The sequence below is a fragment of the Nonomuraea sp. NPDC003754 genome, assembly GCF_053605785.1.
In genome coordinates this window covers 94,187-113,863 of the sequence record NZ_JBSGJX010000012.1, presented here as the reverse complement: position 1 = coordinate 113,863, position 19,677 = coordinate 94,187, and the positions used below count along the sequence as shown (strand labels likewise).

Annotated in this window: 19 protein-coding genes; 10 read left to right on the top strand and 9 right to left on the bottom strand. The window is 72.6% G+C overall.

Features of this window, described 5'->3' with window-relative positions; all coding sequences use genetic code 11:
• The first annotated feature begins 1,073 nt into the window (after positions 1–1,073).
• Positions 1,074–3,728 carry a PEP/pyruvate-binding domain-containing protein gene (locus ACWEVS_RS17425; RefSeq protein WP_452552285.1) on the top strand — a complete coding sequence of 885 codons (2,655 nt, stop codon included), beginning with the start codon at positions 1,074–1,076 and terminating at the stop codon, positions 3,726–3,728.
• A gap of 115 nt (positions 3,729–3,843) precedes the next feature.
• On the opposite strand, the gene ACWEVS_RS17420 is transcribed toward ACWEVS_RS17425, so the two are convergent.
• The 6 genes from ACWEVS_RS17420 to ACWEVS_RS17395 all read right to left on the bottom strand — a co-directional run bounded on the left by ACWEVS_RS17420 (position 3,844) and on the right by ACWEVS_RS17395 (position 9,405).
• Positions 3,844–4,680 carry a sugar phosphate isomerase/epimerase family protein gene (locus tag ACWEVS_RS17420; RefSeq protein WP_354904379.1) on the bottom strand — a complete coding sequence of 279 codons (837 nt, stop codon included), beginning with the start codon at positions 4,678–4,680 and terminating at the stop codon, positions 3,844–3,846.
• The gene (locus ACWEVS_RS17415; RefSeq protein ID WP_449924313.1) at positions 4,677–5,840 is read right to left on the bottom strand and encodes a dihydrodipicolinate synthase family protein; all 1,164 of its coding nucleotides are present in this window, start codon (positions 5,838–5,840) and stop codon (positions 4,677–4,679) included. The genes ACWEVS_RS17420 and ACWEVS_RS17415 overlap by 4 nt, the downstream gene beginning before the upstream one ends.
• Positions 5,837–6,976: a Gfo/Idh/MocA family protein gene (locus ACWEVS_RS17410; protein WP_354904378.1), complete on the bottom strand. Its 1,140-nt coding sequence runs from the start codon at positions 6,974–6,976 to the stop codon at positions 5,837–5,839. Before ACWEVS_RS17410 ends, ACWEVS_RS17415 begins: the two co-directional genes overlap by 4 nt.
• Before the next feature lie 150 nt (positions 6,977–7,126).
• Entirely contained in the window at positions 7,127–8,353 is a 1,227-nt protein-coding gene (locus ACWEVS_RS17405) for an HRDC domain-containing protein (protein WP_449924929.1), read from the bottom strand.
• Between the two features lie 65 nt (positions 8,354–8,418).
• Positions 8,419–9,012, bottom strand: a complete 594-nt coding sequence (locus tag ACWEVS_RS17400; RefSeq protein ID WP_354904375.1) for a DUF3000 domain-containing protein — start codon at positions 9,010–9,012, stop codon at positions 8,419–8,421.
• A 60-nt stretch (positions 9,013–9,072) separates the two neighbouring features.
• The gene (locus tag ACWEVS_RS17395; protein WP_452552284.1) at positions 9,073–9,405 is read right to left on the bottom strand and encodes a hypothetical protein; all 333 of its coding nucleotides are present in this window, start codon (positions 9,403–9,405) and stop codon (positions 9,073–9,075) included.
• Between the two features lie 219 nt (positions 9,406–9,624).
• Here ACWEVS_RS17395 and hemE point away from each other — a divergent pair, with 219 nt between their 5' ends.
• On the top strand, positions 9,625–10,656 hold the full coding sequence (gene hemE, locus ACWEVS_RS17390) for a uroporphyrinogen decarboxylase (protein WP_452552283.1): 1,032 nt from the start codon (positions 9,625–9,627) through the stop codon (positions 10,654–10,656).
• Between the two features lie 211 nt (positions 10,657–10,867).
• Here the strand turns inward: hemE and ACWEVS_RS17385 are convergent, their stop codons facing one another.
• The gene (locus ACWEVS_RS17385; RefSeq protein WP_452552281.1) at positions 10,868–11,977 is read right to left on the bottom strand and encodes a DUF4349 domain-containing protein; all 1,110 of its coding nucleotides are present in this window, start codon (positions 11,975–11,977) and stop codon (positions 10,868–10,870) included.
• Positions 11,978–12,122: 145 nt separating this feature from the next.
• On the opposite strand from ACWEVS_RS17385, the gene ACWEVS_RS17380 reads away from it, so the two are divergent.
• From ACWEVS_RS17380 to ACWEVS_RS17365, 4 genes are all read left to right on the top strand, one after another.
• On the top strand, positions 12,123–12,764 hold the full coding sequence (locus ACWEVS_RS17380; protein ID WP_452414166.1) for a class I SAM-dependent methyltransferase: 642 nt from the start codon (positions 12,123–12,125) through the stop codon (positions 12,762–12,764).
• Between the two features lie 19 nt (positions 12,765–12,783).
• Positions 12,784–14,196: a protoporphyrinogen oxidase gene (gene hemG, locus ACWEVS_RS17375; RefSeq protein ID WP_452414164.1), complete on the top strand. Its 1,413-nt coding sequence runs from the start codon at positions 12,784–12,786 to the stop codon at positions 14,194–14,196.
• A gap of 4 nt (positions 14,197–14,200) precedes the next feature.
• Positions 14,201–14,905, top strand: a complete 705-nt coding sequence (gene hemQ, locus ACWEVS_RS17370; protein WP_449924291.1) for a hydrogen peroxide-dependent heme synthase — start codon at positions 14,201–14,203, stop codon at positions 14,903–14,905.
• An 88-nt stretch (positions 14,906–14,993) separates the two neighbouring features.
• Positions 14,994–15,632, top strand: coding sequence for a hypothetical protein (locus tag ACWEVS_RS17365; protein WP_452552279.1), 639 nt, complete (start codon positions 14,994–14,996; stop codon positions 15,630–15,632).
• Positions 15,633–15,634: 2 nt separating this feature from the next.
• Here ACWEVS_RS17365 and msrB read toward each other — a convergent pair whose 3' ends face one another.
• Positions 15,635–16,036 carry a peptide-methionine (R)-S-oxide reductase MsrB gene (gene msrB / locus ACWEVS_RS17360; protein WP_354904354.1) on the bottom strand — a complete coding sequence of 134 codons (402 nt, stop codon included), beginning with the start codon at positions 16,034–16,036 and terminating at the stop codon, positions 15,635–15,637.
• Positions 16,037–16,383: 347 nt separating this feature from the next.
• Between msrB and ligD the strand changes: the two genes are divergently transcribed.
• From ligD to ACWEVS_RS17345, 3 genes are all read left to right on the top strand, one after another.
• Entirely contained in the window at positions 16,384–17,382 is a 999-nt protein-coding gene (ligD, locus tag ACWEVS_RS17355; protein WP_449924285.1) for a non-homologous end-joining DNA ligase, read from the top strand.
• Between the two features lie 62 nt (positions 17,383–17,444).
• Positions 17,445–17,978 carry a hypothetical protein gene (locus ACWEVS_RS17350; RefSeq protein WP_452552277.1) on the top strand — a complete coding sequence of 178 codons (534 nt, stop codon included), beginning with the start codon at positions 17,445–17,447 and terminating at the stop codon, positions 17,976–17,978.
• Positions 17,971–18,657 carry a class F sortase gene (locus tag ACWEVS_RS17345; protein WP_452552276.1) on the top strand — a complete coding sequence of 229 codons (687 nt, stop codon included), beginning with the start codon at positions 17,971–17,973 and terminating at the stop codon, positions 18,655–18,657. The genes ACWEVS_RS17350 and ACWEVS_RS17345 overlap by 8 nt, the downstream gene beginning before the upstream one ends.
• Before the next feature lie 128 nt (positions 18,658–18,785).
• Here the strand turns inward: ACWEVS_RS17345 and ACWEVS_RS17340 are convergent, their stop codons facing one another.
• On the bottom strand, positions 18,786–19,424 hold the full coding sequence (locus ACWEVS_RS17340) for a class I SAM-dependent methyltransferase (RefSeq protein WP_452552365.1): 639 nt from the start codon (positions 19,422–19,424) through the stop codon (positions 18,786–18,788).
• On the opposite strand from ACWEVS_RS17340, the gene ACWEVS_RS17335 reads away from it, so the two are divergent.
• Complete coding sequence (locus ACWEVS_RS17335) at positions 19,353–19,541, top strand: hypothetical protein (protein WP_452552373.1); 189 nt, start codon at positions 19,353–19,355, stop codon at positions 19,539–19,541. The two genes, ACWEVS_RS17340 and ACWEVS_RS17335, sit on opposite strands and share 72 nt — an antisense overlap.
• Positions 19,542–19,677: the final 136 nt, after the last annotated feature.

Below are 19,677 nucleotides of genomic sequence, written 5' to 3'. Positions count from 1 at the left end.
CTCCCACCCACAGGGCCACCCCGGCGCGTCTCCCACCGGCGGGGGCCGCCCTGTCGCGTCTCCACCCACAGGGCCACCTCGTCGCGTTCTCCCACCAGCGGGGGCCGCCCTGTCGTATCTCCCACCGGGGCTGCCCTGACGTGTCTCCCGCCCGCGACTCCCGTCGTCTCCATCGCCCCGGTCGGCCCTCGCCCATCCTGTCCACTCCTTTCCGCGGGCCCGGCCGTCTCCTTCGGCCCCTGCTTTCCCTGGCCCGGCCGCTTTCCCTGGCCCGGCCGCGCCTGCGGTCCCGTTCTCCATGCATAGCCGTCCGCGACTCGCGGCCCCTCGACCCTCGGGCCGTTCCTCGCCTCCTCCCGCGCTCCCTCACGCCTGTGGTCCCCGTCGGCTCGACCGCTCTGGCGCCGGACCGCGTCGAACGCCTCAGGGCGGCCGCGCCAGGGGTCCGGTGCGCGGCGCAAGACCGACCCCGACGCCCACCGCCACCGGATCCGGCACCCGCCGACCGCCCACCGCCGGCCGCCCCTCTCCGGCCACTCGCCCGCCAGCCCGCTTGCCGTTGGCCGCGCCCTGGTTGGCCGTGTCCCGGTTGGCCGTGTCCCGGTTGGCCGCGCCCCGGTTAGCCGCCCCGGTCGGCCGCGCCTGGGCCGGCTGCTCCGGTCGGCTGCTCTCCGCCGATCGCTCGTCGTCGCCCGCCCAGTCATCGCCATCCGCAGGCCGGTCGCGTGCTGGCGTCGTCCGACGCTGCCGGGATCCCAGTGCCCAGCGGCCGGTCCCGCCTGCCGTACGCCCTGGAACGCCTCGGGCCGGCCTGCCGTACCTCCCGGAAGACCTCGGGCTCGCCTGACGTACGCGCCACAACGCCTCGGGCTCGCCTGCCGTACACCCTGGGTGACCTCGGGCTCGCCTGACGTCCGGAACGTTCTGGCTCGCCGTCCCAGGTAGCCGGCCGAGAGAGAAGTTCATCACTTGATGAATTTTTTCACAGAAAGGCATTCCCTCGCCGCTCTCCGCGATGCACACTGCTGGCAAACAGGGATGAGAAGTACAGCCGACCGCAAGGGGAACACCGGATGAAGACCGCACGCGAACCACTCGCCCTCCCGTTCGCGGACATCGACGCGGGCATGCTGGCCCAGGTCGGCGGTAAGGCCGCCAACCTGGGCGAGATGACCGCCGCTGGTCTCCCCGTGCCGCCCGGCTGCTGCCTGACCACCGAGGCCTACCACCGGGTCGCGGAGGGCACCGCGCTGAAGGACGTCATCGCCGAGCTGGCCACCACCGAGCCCGCCGACGCCGCCCGGCTCGCCGAGCTGGCGGGCAGGGCCAGGGCGCTGCTCCTCGAGGCGCCGGTTCCCGAGGAGGTGCGCGAGGCGGTCGACGACTCCTACGCGCGCCTCGGCGACCGGGTGCCCGTGGCCGTGCGGTCGTCGGCGACGGCCGAGGACCTGCCGTACGCCAGCTTCGCCGGCCAGCAGGACACCTACCTCAACGTCGTGGGCCCCGAGGCGGTGCGCGACGCGGTCCGCCGCTGCTGGGCCTCGCTGTGGACGGACCGGGCGGTGGCCTACCGGGCGGCCAACGGGATCGACCACGCGGCCGTCCGGCTCGCGGTGGTGCTGCAGCGGATGGTCGCCGCCGAGGTGGCCGGCGTGATGTTCACGGCCAACCCGGTGACGGGCCGCCGCCACGAGGCGGTCATCGACGCGGCCCCCGGCCTGGGCGAGGCGGTGGTGTCGGGCGCGGTCAACCCCGACAGGTTCGTCGTCGACATGGCAGGCGGCCGGATCACCGAGCGCGGGATCGGCGACAAGCGGGTGTCGATCCGCCCGCTGCCCGGCGGCGGCACCGAGCGCGCCGACCTGGACGGCACGCGGGAGGCGTGTCTCACCGACCGGCAGGTGCGCGACCTGGCCGCGCTCGGGCGCAGGGTGGAGGACCACTACGGGGCGCCGCAGGACACCGAGTGGGCGATCGACGCCACCGGCGCCCTCTGGCTCACCCAGGCCAGGCCCATCACCACGCTGTACCCGCTGCCCGCCACCACCAGGCAGGGCCTGCGGGTCTACTTCTCCGTCAACGTCGCGCAGGGCGTGATGCGCCCCTTCACGCCGATGGGCATGGCCGCGTTCAGGCTGATCAGCGGGGGAGCCACCGCCATGGCGGGCTTCCCGCCCGCCGACCCGCTGGCCGGGGCGCCGATCGCGGCCGAAGCGGGACAGCGGATGTTCCTCGACATCACCGCCGCCGTGCGCAGCAGGATGGGGCGGGCCGTCCTGCCCAGGGCGCTGGCGTTCGGCGAGGCCCGCGCGGGGGTGGTCTTCGCCCAGGTCGCCGAGGATCCGCGGCTGTCGGTGACCACCACCTCCCCGCTCCCGTTCGTCCGTGCGGCGCTGCGGGTGGCCAGGCGCGTCGGCGCGCACCGGCGGGTGGCGCTGGCGCTGGCCAGGCCCGAGGCGGCGCTCGCCTACACCAGGCGGCTCGGCAAGGCGCTGGAGGCGCGCCTGCGCGTCGACCCCGGCGCCACCGCCGAGCAGCGGCTCGACCACGCCGAGCGCTGCCTGCGCGGCACGTTCCCGATGATCTTCTCGATCATGCCGGTGGCGCTCCTGGGTTACGCGGGGTTCGGCCTGGCGGGCAGGCTCTCCGGCGCGAAGGGCGACCAGCTGCAGGCCGTCCTGCGCAGCCTGCCGCACAACCCGACCACCGAGATGGACCTGGAGCTGTGGCGGCTGGCCACGGGCATCGGCGCCGATCCCGAGGCGGCCGCGCCGTTCCGGACCCTGCCGGTCGGCGAGCTGGCGGCCCGCTTCGCGCGCGGTGAGCTGAAGGCGCAGCGGCCGATCGAACGCTTCCTGGCCCGCTACGGCCAGCGCGGCGTCGCCGAGATCGACCTCGGCATGCCCCGCTGGTCCGACGAGCCGGCGCACATCCTCGGCGTGCTGGCCAACTATCTCCGGCTCGAGGACGGTGGCCTCGCGCCCGACGAGATGTTCGCCAGGGGAGCGGAGGAGGCCGAGCGCGCCGTGCGCGCCATCGTGTCCATGGCGGCGGCCAAGGGCCGGCTGCGGGGCCGGCTGGCGGCGGCCGGGCTGCGCCGGACCAGGATGTTCGGCGGCCTGCGCGAGCTGCCGAAGTACTACATGGTCGAGGTCCTGGCCACGGTACGGCGCAGCATGCGCGTGGTGGGGGAGGAACTGGTGGCCAAGGGCGTGCTCGAGGCCGCCGACGACATCTACTTCCTCGACTTCCGCGAGGTCCGCCAGGCGCTGTCCGGCGGGTCACGGGCCGCGCTGGTGGCCGAGCGGCGGGCCGCCTACGAGCAGGAGGTGCGCCGCCGCCACGTGCCCAGGATGCTGCTGTCCGACGGCACCGAGCCGGAGGCGCTTGCCGTACCGGCGGTCGCCGAGGAGGGCGCGCTGACCGGCACCCCCGCCTCGGCAGGCACGGTCACCGGGCCCGCCAGGGTGGTGCTCGACCCGGTCGGCGCGCACCTGGAGCCCGGCGAGATCCTGGTCGCCCCCTCCACCGACCCGGGGTGGACGCCGCTGTTCCTGACGGCGGGCGGGCTGGTCATGGAGATGGGCGGCTCGATGTCGCACGGCGCGGTCGTGGCCAGGGAGTACGGGATCCCCGCGGTGGTGGGCGTGGCCGAGGCAACCCACCGGATCGTCACCGGGCAGACGATCACCGTGGACGGCTCGGCGGGCGTCATCTCGATCGACTGACCCCGGCCTCCCCGGCCTCCCCAGGCTCCCGGGCGTTCCCGGCATCCCCGCTGTCCGCGGTCTCCCCGGACGCGGCGGACCTCCGCCTCCGGTCAGGGAGGGTGCCCACCGTCGATCAGGGCGCGAGGACGACGGAGGCGAAGCGCTCCTTCATCGTGGACACCACCGTGTCGGGGTCGGCCGCCCAGACGTCGGCGTTGAAGATCTCCACCTCCACGTCCCCCGTGTAGCCGGCCGCCCGCACCGCCCGGGTGAGCGGCGCGAAGTCGATCACCCCGTCGCCCATCATCGCCCTGCCGAGCAGCACGTCGGCGGGCAACGGCTGCAGGAAGTCGCACACCTGGTAGGAGGCGATCCGCGACCCCGCCCGCGCGATCTGCTCGAAGACCGCCGGGTCCCACCACACGTGGAAGGTGTCGACCACCACCCCCACCTGCTCCACCGGGTACGGCTCGGCCAGGTCGAGCGCCTGGCCCAGCGTGGACAGCACCGCCCGGTCCGCGCAGTACATCGGGTGCAGCGGCTCCAGCGCCAGCCGCACCCCCCGCTCGCCCGCGTAGGGGGCCAGCACGGACAGCGCCTCGGCCACCCGCTGCCGCGCCCCCGCCAGGTCCCGGGAGAACCCCTCGGCGGGCGGCCGGCCGGCGGGGACGCCGGGCAGGCCGCCGACGACCATCACCAGGCAGGCCGCGCCCAGCTCGGCGGCCTCGTCGACGGCCCGCCGGTTGTCGTCGAGGGATTCCGGCGAGCCGCTGGTCAGGAAGCCGCCCCTGCACAGCGACGAGACGCGGAGCCCGGCGTCGGTGACCCGCTTGACCGTCTCGGCCAGCCCCTGCGCCGCCACCTCCTGCCGCCACAGCCCGATGGCCTCGACGCCGTGCCGTACGCACCCGTCGACGGCCTCGGCCACCGTCCACCGCCTGGTGGTCCACTGGTTGAGAGAGAGCTTCACAGCCCGTTCACCGCCAGCAGGGCCCGCATCCGCCGTACGGCGAGCTCCTGGTCGGCCAGCAGCCCCGCCCGGTCGGCCAGCCTGAACACCTCGCACAGGTGCGGCAGCGACCTGGCCGCCTGGGCGCCGTTGACCATGGTGAAGGCGTCCTGGTGGCCGTTGAGCCAGGCCAGGAAGACGATGCCGGTCTTGTAGTGGTACGTCGGCGTCTCGAAGATCTTGCGCGACAGCGGGACGGTCGGGGCGAGGATCTCGTCGTAGTGCGCCAGCAGCCGGTCGCGGGCCTCGTCGGTGCAGGCGGCCTCGGCGGCGTCGAGCACCTGCAGCGCGGCGGCCGCCGCGGGCGCGATCGCGTCGAAGATGCCCAGCAGCGCGTGGGAACCGGTCCTGATCAGCGACGGGTAGTTGAAGTCGTCGCCGGTGTAGAGCTTGACGCCGGGCGGCAGCGCGGCGCGCAGCGCCACCTCGTGCGCCTCGTCCAGCAGCGACACCTTGACCCCGTCGACCATCGCGGCGTGCGCGTGGACCAGCTCGAGGAAGGACGCGGTGGCCCCGGCGACGTCGCGCGCGCCCCAGTACCCGGCCAGCTGCGGGTCGAACATCTCGCCCAGCCAGTGGAGGATCACCGGCCGGTCGGCCACGCCGAACAGCTTGCCGTACACCCGGTGGTAGTCGGCGGGCCCGGTGGCGAGGCGGGCGAGCTGGCGCGAGGCCATCACGATCACGCGCGCGCCCGCGGCCTGGACGGTCTCGATCTGCTCGGTGTAGGCGGCGACGACCTCGTCCAGGGTGGCCGCGGCGGGCGCGTGGTCGGTGCCGGCGCCGCAGGCCACCAGCTCGGCCGGGTCCCCGACGGTGGCGGCCTCGGCGGCGCTGCGCCTGATCAGCTCCCGGGTGGCCGCCCAGTCCAGGCCCATGTTGCGCTGGGCGGTGTCCATGGCGTCGGCGACGCGCAGGCCGTGCGACCACAGGTGGTGCCGGAAGCGCAGCGTGGCCTCCCAGTCGACCGCCGCGGGGGAGCCAGGGGTGTTGTCGCCCAGCGGGTCGGCGACCACGTGGGCGGCCGCGTAGACGACGCGGCTCGTGGCGGGCCCGTCGACGGCCGGCCAGGTGACGGGATCGCTCAGCGTGTGGCTCCCGCCGGGCAGGTCGATCCTCACAGCTCCGCCACCGCCATCCTGCGGCCCTCGGCCGAGCTGCGCAGCCCGAGCTCGGCCAGCCGTACGCCGCGGGCGCCGGAGGCGAAGTCGTAGGGGAAGGGCGCGTCCTCCACGACGTGCCGGACGAACAGCTCCCACTGGATCTTGAAGCCGTTGTCGAAGTCGGCGTTGTCGGGCACCTCCTGCCAGTCGTCGCGGAAGCGCGCCGTGACGGGCAGGTCGGGATTCCAGACCGGCTTCGGGGTGGTGGCGCGGCTCTGGACGCGGCAGTTGCGCAGGCCCGCGACGGCGCTGCCGTGCGTGCCGTCCACCTGGAACTCCACCAGTTCGTCGCGGTTGACGCGGACCGTCCAGGAGGAGTTGATCTGCGCGATGACGCCGCCGGCCAGCTCGAAGACGGCGTAGGCCGCGTCGTCGGCCGTCGCCTCGTACGGCTCGCCCCGCTCGTCCACCCGGGTCGGGATGTGCGTGGCCGCTCTGGCGTAGACCGACTCGACCGTGCCGAACAGGTTCTCCAGCACGTAGTTCCAGTGCGGGAACATGTCCAGGATGATGCCGCCGCCGTCCTGGGCGCGGTAGTTCCAGGAGGGCCGCTGGGCGCTCTGCCAGTCGCCCTCGAAGACCCAGTAGCCGAACTCGCCGCGCACCGACAGGATGCGGCCGAAGAACCCGCCGTCGATCAGCCGCTTCAGCTTGAGCAGGCCCGGCAGGAACAGCTTGTCCTGCACGACCCCGTTCTTCACGCCCTTGGCGGCGGCCGCCTCGGCGAGCGCCACCGCCTCCGCGTAGGACTCGGCGGTGGGCTTCTCGGCGTAGATGTGCTTGCCCGCCTCGATCGCCTTCAGCACCGACTTGACCCGGGCCTGCGTGACCTGGGCGTCGAAGTAGACGTCGGCCTCCCGGAGGGCGGCGTCGAGGTCGGTGGTGTGGTCGGCGATGCCGTGCCGGGCGGCCAGGTCGGCGAGCTTGGCCTCGTTGCGGCCCACCAGGATCGGCCGCAGCACGACCCTGCCGCCGTCGGAGAGGGTCACGCCGCCCTGCTCGTTGATGGCCAGGACCGACCGCACCAGGTGCTGGCGGTAGCCCATCCGGCCGGTGACGCCGTTCATCGCGACACTGATCGTGCGCACGCTCATGTGACCTCTCCTCAGGGAAAGCGCTTTCCAGATGACCGTACGGCGGCCGGAGCCGGGCCGTCAAGCGGCTTGCACGCGTCCTTGTCGTCAGGCGCCTTGCACGGCGCCCTTGGTGGCCAGGTGCTCAGACGGCGACCTTGGTCGCCAGGCTTACACGGCGCCCTTGGTCGCCAGGCGGTCGAGCGCCTTGGCCAGCGGGCGGGAGACGAGCACGACCTGCCACTCGCGGGCGCCCAGCGAGCGCAGCCGCTCGGCGACCGCCTGCTCGCTGATCTCCTCCGGCGGCTCCCAGGTGAGCCGGCGCACCGCGTCGGGCTGCAGGAGGTTCTCCGTCGGCATGCGGTGCTCGTCGGCCAGGGCGGCCACCACCGAGCGGGCCGCGGCCAGCCGCTTGGCGGCCGCGGGGTCGCGGTCGGGCCAGCGGTTGGCGGGCGGCGGGCCGTCGCCCGGCATGCTGGGCGACGGCAGCTCCGAATCGGACAGCGCGCGGGCGCGGTGGACCGCGTCGAGCCAGTCGCTCATGTGGCGGCGGGCGGCCCGGCCGGTGAAGGCGGTGATGTCGGTCAGCGCCTTCTTGGTGCGCGGCATCTCCAGCGCCGCGGTGACGATGGCCGCGTCGGGCAGCACCCTGCCCGGGGCGATGTCACCCTCACGGGCGATACGGTCGCGCATGGTCCACAGCTCGCGCACGATCGCCAGCGCCCTGACGTTGCGCACCTTGTGGATGCCGGAGGTGCGCCGCCACGGGTCGGAACGCGGCGCCGGCGGCGGGGTGGCCAGCACCGCGGCGAACTCCTCCTCGGCCCACGCCAGCTTGCCGCTGTCGACGAGCTGGCCGTGGAGCACGTCACGCAGCTCGACCAGCACCTCGACGTCGAGCGCCGCGTAGCGCAGCCAGTCTTCCGGCAGCGGCCTGGTCGACCAGTCTGCCGCCGAGTGGCCCTTCTCCAGGCGCAGCCCCAGCACGGTCTCGACCATCGTGCCGAGACCCACCCGCTCGTAGCCGAGCAGCCGCCCCGCCAGCTCTGTGTCGAACATCCGCCGCGGCCTGAACCCGACCTCGGTCAGGCACGGCAGGTCCTGCGAGGCGGCGTGCAGCACGATCTCCGCGTCGGCCACCGCCGCGTCGAGCTTCGACAGGTCGGGACAGGCGATCGGGTCGATCAGCGCGCTGCCCGCACCCGCCCGGCGCAGCTGCACCAGGTAGGCCCGGCCGCCGTAGCGGTAGCCCGAGGCGCGCTCGGCGTCGACCGCCACGGGGCCGCTGCCCTTGGCGAACTCCTCCACCGCCCTGGCCAGCTCCTCCTCCGAGCCGATGACGGGCGGGATGCCCTCCCGCGGCTCGAGAAGGGGGACGACGGTGTTGTCCTGGCTCAGGAGGTCTCCTCCTGCGGCCTCGGGAGGCTGCTCGCTGCGCCTGCTGGTGCCCTCACTACGTTCGGTCACGGCCTGGTGGACTCCGGATCTTCGCGTCGGCGCGGCATCGTGGCCACGTCAGGTGGTAGCGGTGGAATGCCGGCCGCCAGGCACATCAGATCGCACCAGGCGGCGACGTGGCCGGAGAGCTCCTCCTCGGCGGGCGACCACGACGCCCGCAGCTCCAGCTCCGTGGAGACGGGGGCGTCGGCCTTGTCGCCGAAACCCTCGGAGACCGCGCGGGTCACCGTGCCGCCCGCCGCGTGGTAGCCCGCCGCGTGGGCGTCGAGCGCCTCGGTCAGCCAGCTCCACACCACGGGCCCCAGCAGCGGATCGGAGGTGATCTCCGGCTCCATGTCGGCCCTGACGTAGGCGACCAGGCGGAACTGCCCCTCCCACCCGCGCTGCCCGTCGGGGTCGTACAGCAGGATAAGCCTGCCGACCGCCAGTTCCTCGTCCTCGCGGTAGACCGACGCGCCGATGGCCGCGGAATACGGCGCCAGCCGCTGCGGGGCGGGCAGGTCCTCCAGCTCGATCTCCGGCCTGACCTCGGCCGCGCGCAGGCTCTCGGCCGCCCGGCTGAAGGCGGCGGGGGCCGGCGGCGCGTCACCGAAGGTCATAGCCGAAGCGTAGGTCGAGGAGGGTCGCATGGGGACCACGGGGGTGCTCATCGGTGCCGATCAAGCCGCGACCGTCAGCGGGCGCGCGTGGGGGACGGCCAGATCGAAGGGAGCGACGAGCAGCGCATGACCGCACTCCAGGCAGGCCCACTCCGGGCACACCTCATGCTCGTCCGGGCACGGCGGCTGCTCGAACAGCCGCTCGCGTGCGCAGGACGGGCAGTGCTCACTGCGGCGCTCGGGGGAACTCCACAACGCGGTCATCGGTACGGAGCCTTTCTTCGCGGACGTGGCTCCGACGTTGGCATGCCACGCTGACAATTCCGCGCAACGCGCTCGGCGTGTCACGAAAGTCGGGCGGTATTCGATGACGCGCGGTGGATTGGCGAACATTTGGTCCAGTCAGGAGGGGATTAAGGGGAGATCGTGACAGGAACTGTACCGGGGTGGCGCCGATGGCGGAGCCGGGTGAGGGTGGCAGGCCCTCGCTAATGGGATGAACTGCGCTAAACCTCATGTTCGACTCCTGATCGTGACTTTAGCGGTTGCATGCGTATGTTTCCGATTAGCGCCGATGGAGCGACCGCCACCGGCCCATGGCACCCTTGAATGGTGAATCTCGCCGACTCCGCCTTCCTGCGCGCCTGCCGCCGCCAGCCCGTCCCGCACACCCCGGTGTGGTACATGCGCCAGGCCGGGCGGTCCCTGCCCGAATACCTCAAGGTGCGCGAGGGCGTGCCGATGCTGACCGCGTGCGCGCGTCCCGACCTGATCGTCGAGATCACCCTGCAGCCGGTCCGCCGCTACGGCGTCGACGCGGCCATCTTCTTCAGCGACATCGTCGTCCCGCTCAAGGCCATCGGCGTCGACCTCGACATCAAGCCCGGCGTCGGCCCGGTCGTCGCCGACCCCATCCGCGACCGCGCGGGCCTGGCGGCGCTGCGCCCCCTGGAGCCCGGCGACGTGCCGTACGTCACCGAGTCGATCGAGGCCCTGGTGGGCGAGCTGGGCGGCACCCCGCTCATCGGCTTCGCCGGCGCGCCCTTCACGCTCGCCTCGTACCTGATCGAGGGCGGGCCGTCCAAGAACCACGACCACACCAAGGCCATGATGTACGGCGAGCCCGCGCTGTGGCACGCGCTCATGGACCGGCTGACCGGCATCGTCATCGAGCACCTGCGGATCCAGATCAGGGCGGGCGCCTCCGCGGTCCAGCTGTTCGACTCCTGGGTGGGCGCGGTCGCGCCCGACGACTACCGCGAGCTGGTCCTGCCCTACACCCGGCGGATCTTCGCGGCGGTCTCCGAGGTGCCGCGCATCCACTTCGGCGTGGGCACCGGCGAACTGCTCGGCGTGCTCGGCGAGGCCGGGCCCGACGTGGTGGGCGTCGACTGGCGGGTGCCGCTCGACGAGGCCGCGCGCCGCGTCGGCCCCGGCAAGGCGCTGCAGGGCAACCTCGACCCCGCCATCCTGCTGGCCCCGTGGGAGGCCGTCGAGCGCAAGGCGCGGCAGATCCTGGAGCGCGGGCGGGCCGCCGAGGGCCACGTGTTCAACCTCGGCCACGGCGTGCTGCCCTCGACCGACCCCGACCAGCTGCGCAGGCTCACCGACCTGGTCCACTCCTTCACCCCCGAATCCGCCTGACCGGACCGAACCCCGGCCACCGGCGGCCCGATCACTGAGGGCCCAGTCACTGAGGGCCGCGGTCGCCAGGGGGGGCCGATCGTTGAGGGCCCGGTCTCCGCAGACCCGATCGCTGTGGGTCCGATCGCCCAGTGCCGGGTCGCCCAGTGCCGATCACCGAGGGGCCCGACCGGTGCGGATTCGGTCTCCGCGGGCCCGGTCGCGGCGCCGTCTAGGGCGGGGGTGGCGCGTCGCCGGTTCGGGGGCGCCGCGGGTCCGGCTGGGCCGGTGCGTCGTCGGGCCGCGGGTCAGCCTGGGCCTGCTGGGCCGGGGGCTGGTCGTCGCCGGGCCGAGGGTGGTGCGGCCGTTCGCCGGACGCCTGCGGGTCGCGCGGCCCGCCGTGGGCCGCGGGCACCGGGGGAGCGGCGGGCACCGGGGGAGCGGCGGGCCCGGTCCGGGACACCGGATGGCGGGCCCGGCCCCGCCGTACCAGGAGCAGGATGACGACGGCCACCGGAAGCATCGCCACGAGCCACGGCAGCAGCACGCCGACCACGGTCAGCGCGATCTGCACGAAGCCGACCAGCGCCGACCAGCCGGCCCGCAGACCGCCGAGGAAGCCCGCGGGCTCCTCCGACGGCTCCGCCACCGGCGTCACGGGCCCGATCAGCCGCAACGTCAGCGTCGCCGTCGACACCTGTGCGGCCAGCGCCTTCTGCCTGGCCTGCAGCGACTCCAGCTCGGCCTCGCGGGTGGCGATCTCCCGCTCGACCTCGATCACCTGCCCGACGGTGTCGGCCCTGGTGAGCAGCGTGCGCATGGCGGCCAGCGCCTGCTCGGCCGACTTCAGCCGGCTGGCGACGTCGGCGACCTCCTCGGTCACGTCCGTGGTGTTCTGCCGCAGCGACTCCCGCTTGCCGAGCAGCTTGCCCATCCGGTCGAGCAGCCCCTGGTAGGCCGCCGGCGGGATCTTGAAGACCAGCGTGGAGCTGCCGTCGCCGCCGTCGAAGGCGTCGGACTCCTCGCTGGACAGGTAGCCGCCCGCCGCCGTGACGAGCTGCTTGGCCTGCTCGGCCGCCTTGGTGACGTCGCCGGCGCGGACCGTCATCTCCGACACGTAGATGATCGAGCGCTGCTCGGGCGCTATCGTGACCTTCTTGGCGGACTCGCCGGAGACCGTGCTCCGCCCGGTGCCCGCCGTCTCGGCCTGCGCGGCAGGCGCGGCCGCCGGCGCCGTGCCCCCGGAGTCGTTGCGGGCGGCGGAGTTCCCGCCGCCGCAGCCGGACAGGACGAGCACGGCGCACGCCGCCGTTAACGCCATGCCGTACCGAATTCTGCTCATATCCGTGAGACGGATCCGGTACGGGAGCTGCCGTCACGAAGGCGTCACGTTCGGCATTCCACCCGATCACGGCACGACCGCGGTACCAGAGAGAAATCGTCCTCGCGGACGATCATCGCGGCGCCGCGTCGCGCAGGCTGGAATCATGCGGACGCTTCCTGACAGGCTGCACAGGACCTTCTTTCGCACGATGTCGCTGTTGCCCGCGCGCGGGCAGGGTCGTTTCCTGCAGCGTTACTTCGACTGGTTCCACCGCAACCCCGATCCGTGGCGGCACGCCGTCGACCCCTACGAGGCGGCCAAGTACGACGCCACCCTCCGGCACGTCGGCGCCGGCGAGTTCGGCAGGATCCTGGACGTCGGCTGCAGCGAGGGCACCTTCACGCTGCGGGCCGCCGCCGCCTACCCCGCGGCGGACGTGGTCGGCGTGGACGTCTCCGACCGCGCCGTCGAGAGGGCCACGGCCAGGGCGGAGGGCAGAGCCGCCTTCGTCGCGCTCGACTTCCTCAACCAGGATCCCGGAGGCCGCTTCGACCTGGTCTTCTGCGCCGAGACGCTCTACTACGTGGGCAGGGAGGAACGGCTGCGGCTCGCCTGCGGACGGCTGCGCTCCTTCCTGGCGCCGAGGGGCACGCTGGTCGTCACGCATCCGTGGCCTGAGGCGCGCCGGCTGCACGGATTCCTCGACCGGGATCCGGCGTTGAGCAAGGTCGGCGAGCGCGTCGAGAGCGGGAACGGACGGCCGTTCGCCGTCAGCTCCTACCGGCTCGGCGAGGCGGCGGGGTGAGGCGGTACCGTCAGGAGACGTGGAAGGGAATCAGCGGCATGTAGTGATCGTCGGCGGCGGCATCTCAGGGCTGGCCGCGGCGTGGTTCCTCAGCCAGGGCGGCGCCGGCCGGGTGAGGGTGACCGTGCTCGAGGGCAGCCCCAGGATCGGCGGCAAGCTGTACGCCTCCGAGGTGGCGGGCATCGCCGTGGACGAGGGCGCCGAGTCGATGCTGGCCAGGCGGCCGGAGGGCACCGAGCTGGCTCGGGCGGTCGGACTGGGCGCCGACCTGGTCCACCCCGGCACCACCCAGGCGAGCATCTACTCCAGGGGCGTCCTGCGGGCGATGCCCAAGGGCCAGGTCATGGGGGTGCCCGGCGACCTGACCGAGCTGGCCAGGTCGGGCATCGTCTCGCCCGGCGGGCTGCTGCGGGTGCCGCTCGACCAGGTGCTGCCCGCCACGCTGGTGCGCACCGACGTGTCCGTCGCCGCCTACGTCCGGGCGCGGATGGGCTCGGAGGTCGTCGACCGGCTGATCGAGCCGCTGCTCGGCGGCGTCTACGCGGGCCGGTCCGACATGCTCTCGCTGGAGGCGACGATGCCGCGCATCGCCGCCGCCGCGCGCTCGGAGCGGTCGCTGCTGGGCGCGGTCAGGGACATCGTGCAGGAGACGCCGAAGGACGCCGGCCCCGTCTTCGCCGGCCTGCGCGGCGGGCTCGGCAGCCTGCCGGAGGCCGTGGCCAAGGCCTCCGGCGCCGACATCAGGACCGGCGTGACCGTCAGGGAACTGCGGCGCACGCAGGACGGCTGGCGCCTGGTCACGGGCCCGGTCCCGCGGCCGGAGATCGTCGAGGCGGACGCGGTGATCCTCGCCACGCCGGCGACCCCCGCCGCGCGGCTGCTGAAGGACGAGGTGCCGAAGGCCGCCGCCGAGCTGTCCAGGATCGAGTACTCCAGCATGGCCATCGTCACTCTCGCCTACCCGCTGGCCGCCTTCCCCTCGCCGCCCACCGGCAGCGGCTACCTGGTGCCGCCGGTCGAGGGTCGTCCCGTGAAGGCGGCCACGTTCAGCTCGGTCAAGTGGCCGCACCTGGCCGCGTCCGACCCCTCGGTGGTGGTGGTGCGCTGCTCCATCGGCCGCATCGGCGAGGAGCAGCTGCTCCAGCGCGACGACGCCGAGCTGGTGTCGCTCGCCACGGCCGAGATGGGCGAGGTCGCGGGCGTGCGAGGGCTGCCGCTCGACACCCGCGTGACCAGGTGGGGCGGATCGCTGCCGCAGTACAACGTCGGCCACCTCGACCGGGTGGCCCGCGTCCGCGCGGCCGTGACCGTCGAGCCGGGGCTGGCCGTCTGCGGCGCCGCCTACGACGGGGTGGGCGTGCCCGCGTGCATCTCGACCGCCCGTACGGCCGCGGCCCGGATTCTGGACCACCTGGGTGGCAGGGGAGAATGACCACATGACTGAGGGGACGACCCAGCGGCCCAAGGCCCGCGACCTTAACCAGGTGATCCGCTACACGATGTGGTCGGTGTTCAAGGCCACCGAGCAGTGCCCTGGCAACCGCGAGGGCATGGCCGACGAGGTCAACGAACTGCTCGAGCAGGCCGCCGGCAAGGACGTCGTGACGCGCGGCTGCTACGACGTGGCCGGCTTCCGCGCCGACGCCGACTACATGCTCTGGTGGCACGCGCCGACGGCCGAGGACCTGCAGGACACCTACTCGCGCTTCCGCCGCACCACGCTGGGCCGGCTGAGCGAGCCGGTGTGGTCGGCGATGGCGCTGCACCGGCCCGCCGAGTTCAACAAGTCGCACATCCCCGCCTTCCTCGCCGAGGAGGAGCCGAGGGGGTACGTCTGCGTCTATCCCTTCGTGCGGTCGCTGGAGTGGTACCTGCTCGACGACGCCGAGCGCCGTTCGATGCTGGCCGAGCACGGCAAGATGGCGCGCGAGTACCCGGACGTCAGGTCCAACACGGTGGCCTGCTTCGCCCTCAACGACTTCGAGTGGATGCTCGCCTTCGAGGCCGACGAACTGCACCGCATCGTCGACCTCATGCGCCACCTGCGCGGCGCCGAGGCCAGGCGGCACACGCGGATCGAGGTGCCGTTCTACACCGGCGTCCGCAAGCCGGTGGGCGAGCTCATCGCGACGCTGCCCTGACGGGTCGAGGCGCTCGCCCGGCGGATCCGCCATCTCCCGAGACGGATCTCTCCTGCGCTGTCATAATCAGGCCAAATCCCCTGTCGTTGTGAGGCAAAGGGTGGCTGAAGGCGGCGGCCTGGCACGCTCCAGGCGTGGCAGGCACGGGCGGCGGCGCGGCAGAGCGCGCGGGTTACGGGTGCTGGAGGGCGCGGTCGCGGGGGCGGCGGTGGTGGCGCTCGCGCTGGCGGCCGGCGCCGGGATGTTCGGGCGGGAGCGGGCCCAGCGGGCGGGAGGCACGGTGGTGACCGTCGCTCCCTCCGCCCCGGTCGCCGCGGCGGCCTCGGTGGGAGGGGTGGGCGAGCCGACGAGCCGGGCCCCTTCGTCCGGGGCGGCGCCCGCGGCCGTACCGGACAGGCGGAAGAGGTCCGAGCACACCGACCAGCGGGCGGCCGAGTACTTCGACAAGCGGTGGGGCCGCGGCGACAAGGCGGCCAAGCGGCTCAAGGACATCCGCAGCGTGGGGGGATACCTGCGCATCTATACCGACCTGCCGGAGTCGGCCCACAACTCCAAGCAGGCGATCACGCTCTGCGAGCGGGGGCTGGAGTACCTGCGGGAGATCGGCGAGGACAGGCCCGTGGTCTTCGTCCAGGCCGAGTTCGGGGAGAACGGCAATCCCGTCCTCGCCAACGTCCTCGGCCCCGACGACGGCGACTGCCGCGTCACCCATCCCGCTCCCGGCTGACGCTACGCCTTGGGCTCGAGCCGTACCGAGATCGAGTTGATGCAGTAGCGGTCGTCCGTGGGCGTGGGGTAGCCCTCGCCGTGGAAGACGTGCCCGAGATGGGAGTCGCAGGTGGCGCAGCGCACCTCGGTGCGGACCATCCCATGGCTGTGGTCCTCGATCAGCGTGACCGCGCTCGACTGGGACGGTTCGAAGAAGCTCGGCCACCCGCAGTGCGACTCGAACTTCGCGTCGGACCTGAACAGCTCGGTGCCGCAGGCGCGGCAGGAGTAGACGCCCTCGGTCTTGGTGTCGACGTACTCACCGGTGAACGGACGCTCGGTGCCCGCCTCGCGGAGGACGTGGTACTCCTCGGGGGTGAGCTGCGCGCGCCACTCGGCCTCGCTCTTGACCACCTTGTTCATGCCCTCCACCTTATGCGGAGGAAGAATCATTCGAGCGAAGCATCCATTCCGGGGTCTTTCTGCGTCTTTGTCGATGTGGGGGTGACTTCGCCTCCCTAGAGGGGTGAGACCGCTCGCCTGGGGTCGTCGCCGCTGCGCAGCATGCCCGTACTGCGCGCCGGCGGCCCGTTGAGGCCGGCCGGACGATGCGCCAGCGTCCGGGACGGCGTGAAGGCGGGCGGTCGTCAGGTTCGTCCTGTCGAGCGCCCGGTCCCGCCACCGCGGCGCTCCGGGACGAACCCACCCACTCCTTCGCTCGTCGGCCCCGTCGGGGGCGTCATGCGGGGATTCGGGGTAGGTTCAGCCCCATGGCGTCGCCCTTCATCGAACTGCAGGCCGGGGACCGTACCATCAAGGTCACCAATCCCGACAAGGTGTACTTCCCGGGCATCGGGGCCACCAAGCGAGAACTGGTGGAGTACTACATCAGCGTGGGCGAGGGCGCGCTCCGGGCGCTCAGGGACCGCCCGACGCATCTGAAACGGCACCCCGACGGCGTCGAGAGCGAGGCCATCTACCAGAAGCGGATGCCGGCCAAGCGCCCCGACTGGCTGCGGACGGTCACCGTGACCTTCCCGAGCGGGCGGACGGCCGACGCGCTCAGGGTCACCGAGGTGGCCTCGATCGCCTACTGCGCCAACCTCGGCACCATCGACTTCCACCCGTGGCAGGTGCGGGCCGACGACGTCGAGCACCCCGACGAGCTGCGCATCGACATCGACCCGCAGCCCGGCCTCGGGTTCGACGCGGCCCGCCGAGCCGCCTTCCTGGCCCGCGAGGTGCTGGCGGAGGCCGGCCTGACCGGCTTCGTGAAGACCTCCGGCAACAGGGGCGTGCACATCGCGGTCAGGATCGAGCCCCGCTGGGACTTCGTCGAGGTACGGCACGCGGGCATCGCGCTGGCCAGGGCGGTCGAGGAGCGCGACCCCGACCTGGTGACGACGGCCTGGTGGAAGGAGGAGCGCGGCGAGCGGGTGTTCATCGACTACAACCAGAACGCCAGGGACAGGACCGTCGTCAGCGCCTACGCGGTGCGCGCCCAGCCGCACGCGCCCGTCTCCGCGCCGCTCACCTGGGACGAGCTGGCCGACGCCGAGCCGGGCGACTTCGACATCAGGACCATGCCCGAGCGTTTCGCGCGGATCGGCGACGTGCACCGCGACATCGACGAACGCGCGTACTCGATCGAGACGCTCCTGGACTGGTACGCCAAGGACGATCGCGGCGACCTGCCGTACCCGCCGAACTATCCCAAGATGCCCGGCGAGCCGAAGCGGGTGCAGCCCAGCAAGGCCAGGGACGAGTGACGTGTATCACTTGAATCACATTACTTGACGCCCGGTCCAATAGTTCGGGAGGCTCTCGGACTATGGCTCTGGCATCAGCACGACGGCTCGCCGCCGCTGGAGCGGTGACGGCCTTCATCGTCGGCGGCGTGACCATGGCGGCGGGTGTGGGCACCGCCATGGCCGCCGACTGCAAGCTGCTCGTCCTGGCATGCGAGGACGATCCGGTCCAGGGTGGCGACCCGGGAGATCCGTGGCAGCCCGAGGTGCGGCCGCCGCACCTGCCGGTCCCCGACGACGTCTGGTCCGACGTCCCCGTCCCCCGCGACACCTGGTCGAACGCGCCCGCGCCGCAGGACACCTGGTCCAGCGGCCCCGCCCCCCAGGAGACCTGGTCCTCGGGCCCCGCCGAGCCGCCGCGGCCTGAGGCGCCGTGGAAGCCGGCGGACGAGGACAGGCACCGCATCCCCGACGGGCCGCCGCAGACCGGCGCGGGCGGGCTCGCTCCCGCCGACCCGATGTGGCCCTTCGCCGCGGGCGGCGCCGCCCTGCTGGCCGGCGCGGGTCTCGCGGGCTTCGCCGTACGGCGCGGCGCCGCGGAACGGCGGAGTGACTAGGCCGCCCGGGCACAAGCCGATCATGGCGGGGGCCGTGCTGGTGTCGCTCGCCGGGCTCGCGCTGATCTGGTTCGGGATCACCGGCATGGCAGGCGCGCCCGAGAGCGCGCCGGCGTCCGCCACGACCGGCACGGCGCTGCCCGAGGCCGGCGCGCCGGCGCTGACCGAGCCGCCCGAGGCGCTGGTCGGCCGGGTGGCCGCGCCCATGAGAACCGCCAGGCCGACGGCGGTGTACATCCCCAAGCTCGGCGTGTCGGCCCCGCTCATGGAGCTCGGGCTCGACGCCAGAGGCGCCATCGAGAACCCGCCGCTCGACCATCCCAACGTGGCGGGCTGGTACCGGTACGCGCCGGTGCCGGGCGCGCGGGGCGCGGCGGTCATCACCGGTCACCTCGACACGCGCACCGGCCCCGCGGTGTTCGCCAACCTCCGCTCCATCAAGCCGGGTGACCAGGTGCAGGTGATGCGAGCCGACCGGTCGGTGGCCATCTTCGTGGTCGACCGGGTCGAGCAGGTGGCCAAGAGCGCCTTCCCGAGCAGGAAGGTGTTCGGCAAGGTGACGTACGCGGGGCTGCGGCTGGTGACGTGCGGTGGCGCCTTCGACAGGAAGGCGCACAGCTACCGGGACAACACCATCGTCTACGCGCACCTCGCCCACGCCTACCACCCCGGCTCCTGACGCGCACCAGGGCGGCGCGGACCCGGGCGGCGCGGACCCGGGCGGCGCGGACCCGGATCAGGGATCGCGGGAAGGACTTCAGCCTGAGGCCGGTCCCGAAGCCGCCGCCAGCAGGTCATGCCCGAGCGTTACGGCCGATAGGCCATAACGTGCAAAAGTGCGCTGATTTGGCGATACGGGTCTGTATGTCCAGCTTCTTCCTCGCAGGCAACGATCTGTGCCAGCTCAGCCGTCGGCGGCGCCGTCGACTCCATTGCAGCGAACTCGCAGAAGGTAAGCACGCCATACCACGTGTGGACCTCCAGGCCGACATCAGCGAGCTCGCTGGTGAGGTCGCTTAGTCGGTCGGCTCGAGCTTCGACGCCCAGTCGGTTTCGGTAACGAACGGTGTCGAACGTTTCTCGGGCCTCTCCCCACCTCCCGCGGAGGCCCGGGTAGAGGGCCAACGCATCGCCATTGCGAACCAGCAGGGCTAGCAGCCCGCCTGGCGTAAGAACCTGGGCGATCTGCTTGAGCGTCGGCATTGGATCGGTCAGGTACATCAAGACACCGTGGCACATGACGCCATCGAAGTGCTCGGCCGGAAAGTGATCCGTCAGGTGGTCAGCCTCGCTTTGCAAGAGGCGAACCTGGCGGCGTACTTCGGTGGGCTCCTTGCTCAGGATGTGCTCGAAGTCGGCGAGCATGGTGCAAGAGTGATCAACACCGGTTACCTGGTAACCCTGCCGAGCCAGCCGAAGTGCCTGGGTTCCTTGACCACAGCCCACATCCAGGATGCGCGCTGGTGGCGCGGGCAGGTGGGCGGCGAGCTGGCGGGATACGAGTTCCTGCCGAACGGTGTTAGGCAGCATGTGAAGGCGTTTTCGCCACTCGTCTTCGGCTGATGCGAAACTGCTGTTCATAAGGACTCTCACTATTCACACCGGGCACCTATGCATAGGTGTATGGTTTTGGCGGGTTTCTACAGCTTGTTAGAGGAGTGCGCCGCACGGCCGGTGTGTGAACATGTGGACCCATGCC

What these genes read in the sequence shown, in the direction of transcription:
- ACWEVS_RS17425 (WP_452552285.1), top strand. Translation starts at nt 1,074, where the DNA reads ATGAAGACCGCACGCGAACCACTCGCCCTCCCGTTCGCGGACATCGAC.
- ACWEVS_RS17410 (WP_354904378.1), bottom strand. Translation starts at nt 6,976, where the DNA reads ATGAGCGTGCGCACGATCAGTGTCGCGATGAACGGCGTCACCGGCCGG.
- ACWEVS_RS17400 (WP_354904375.1), bottom strand. Translation starts at nt 9,012, where the DNA reads ATGACCTTCGGTGACGCGCCGCCGGCCCCCGCCGCCTTCAGCCGGGCG.
- ACWEVS_RS17395 (WP_452552284.1), bottom strand. Translation starts at nt 9,405, where the DNA reads ATGTTCGCCAATCCACCGCGCGTCATCGAATACCGCCCGACTTTCGTG.
- ACWEVS_RS17385 (WP_452552281.1), bottom strand. Translation starts at nt 11,977, where the DNA reads ATGAGCAGAATTCGGTACGGCATGGCGTTAACGGCGGCGTGCGCCGTG.
- ACWEVS_RS17380 (WP_452414166.1), top strand. Translation starts at nt 12,123, where the DNA reads ATGCGGACGCTTCCTGACAGGCTGCACAGGACCTTCTTTCGCACGATG.
- hemQ (WP_449924291.1), top strand. Translation starts at nt 14,201, where the DNA reads ATGACTGAGGGGACGACCCAGCGGCCCAAGGCCCGCGACCTTAACCAG.
- msrB (WP_354904354.1), bottom strand. Translation starts at nt 16,036, where the DNA reads ATGAACAAGGTGGTCAAGAGCGAGGCCGAGTGGCGCGCGCAGCTCACC.
- ligD (WP_449924285.1), top strand. Translation starts at nt 16,384, where the DNA reads ATGGCGTCGCCCTTCATCGAACTGCAGGCCGGGGACCGTACCATCAAG.
- ACWEVS_RS17350 (WP_452552277.1), top strand. Translation starts at nt 17,445, where the DNA reads ATGGCTCTGGCATCAGCACGACGGCTCGCCGCCGCTGGAGCGGTGACG.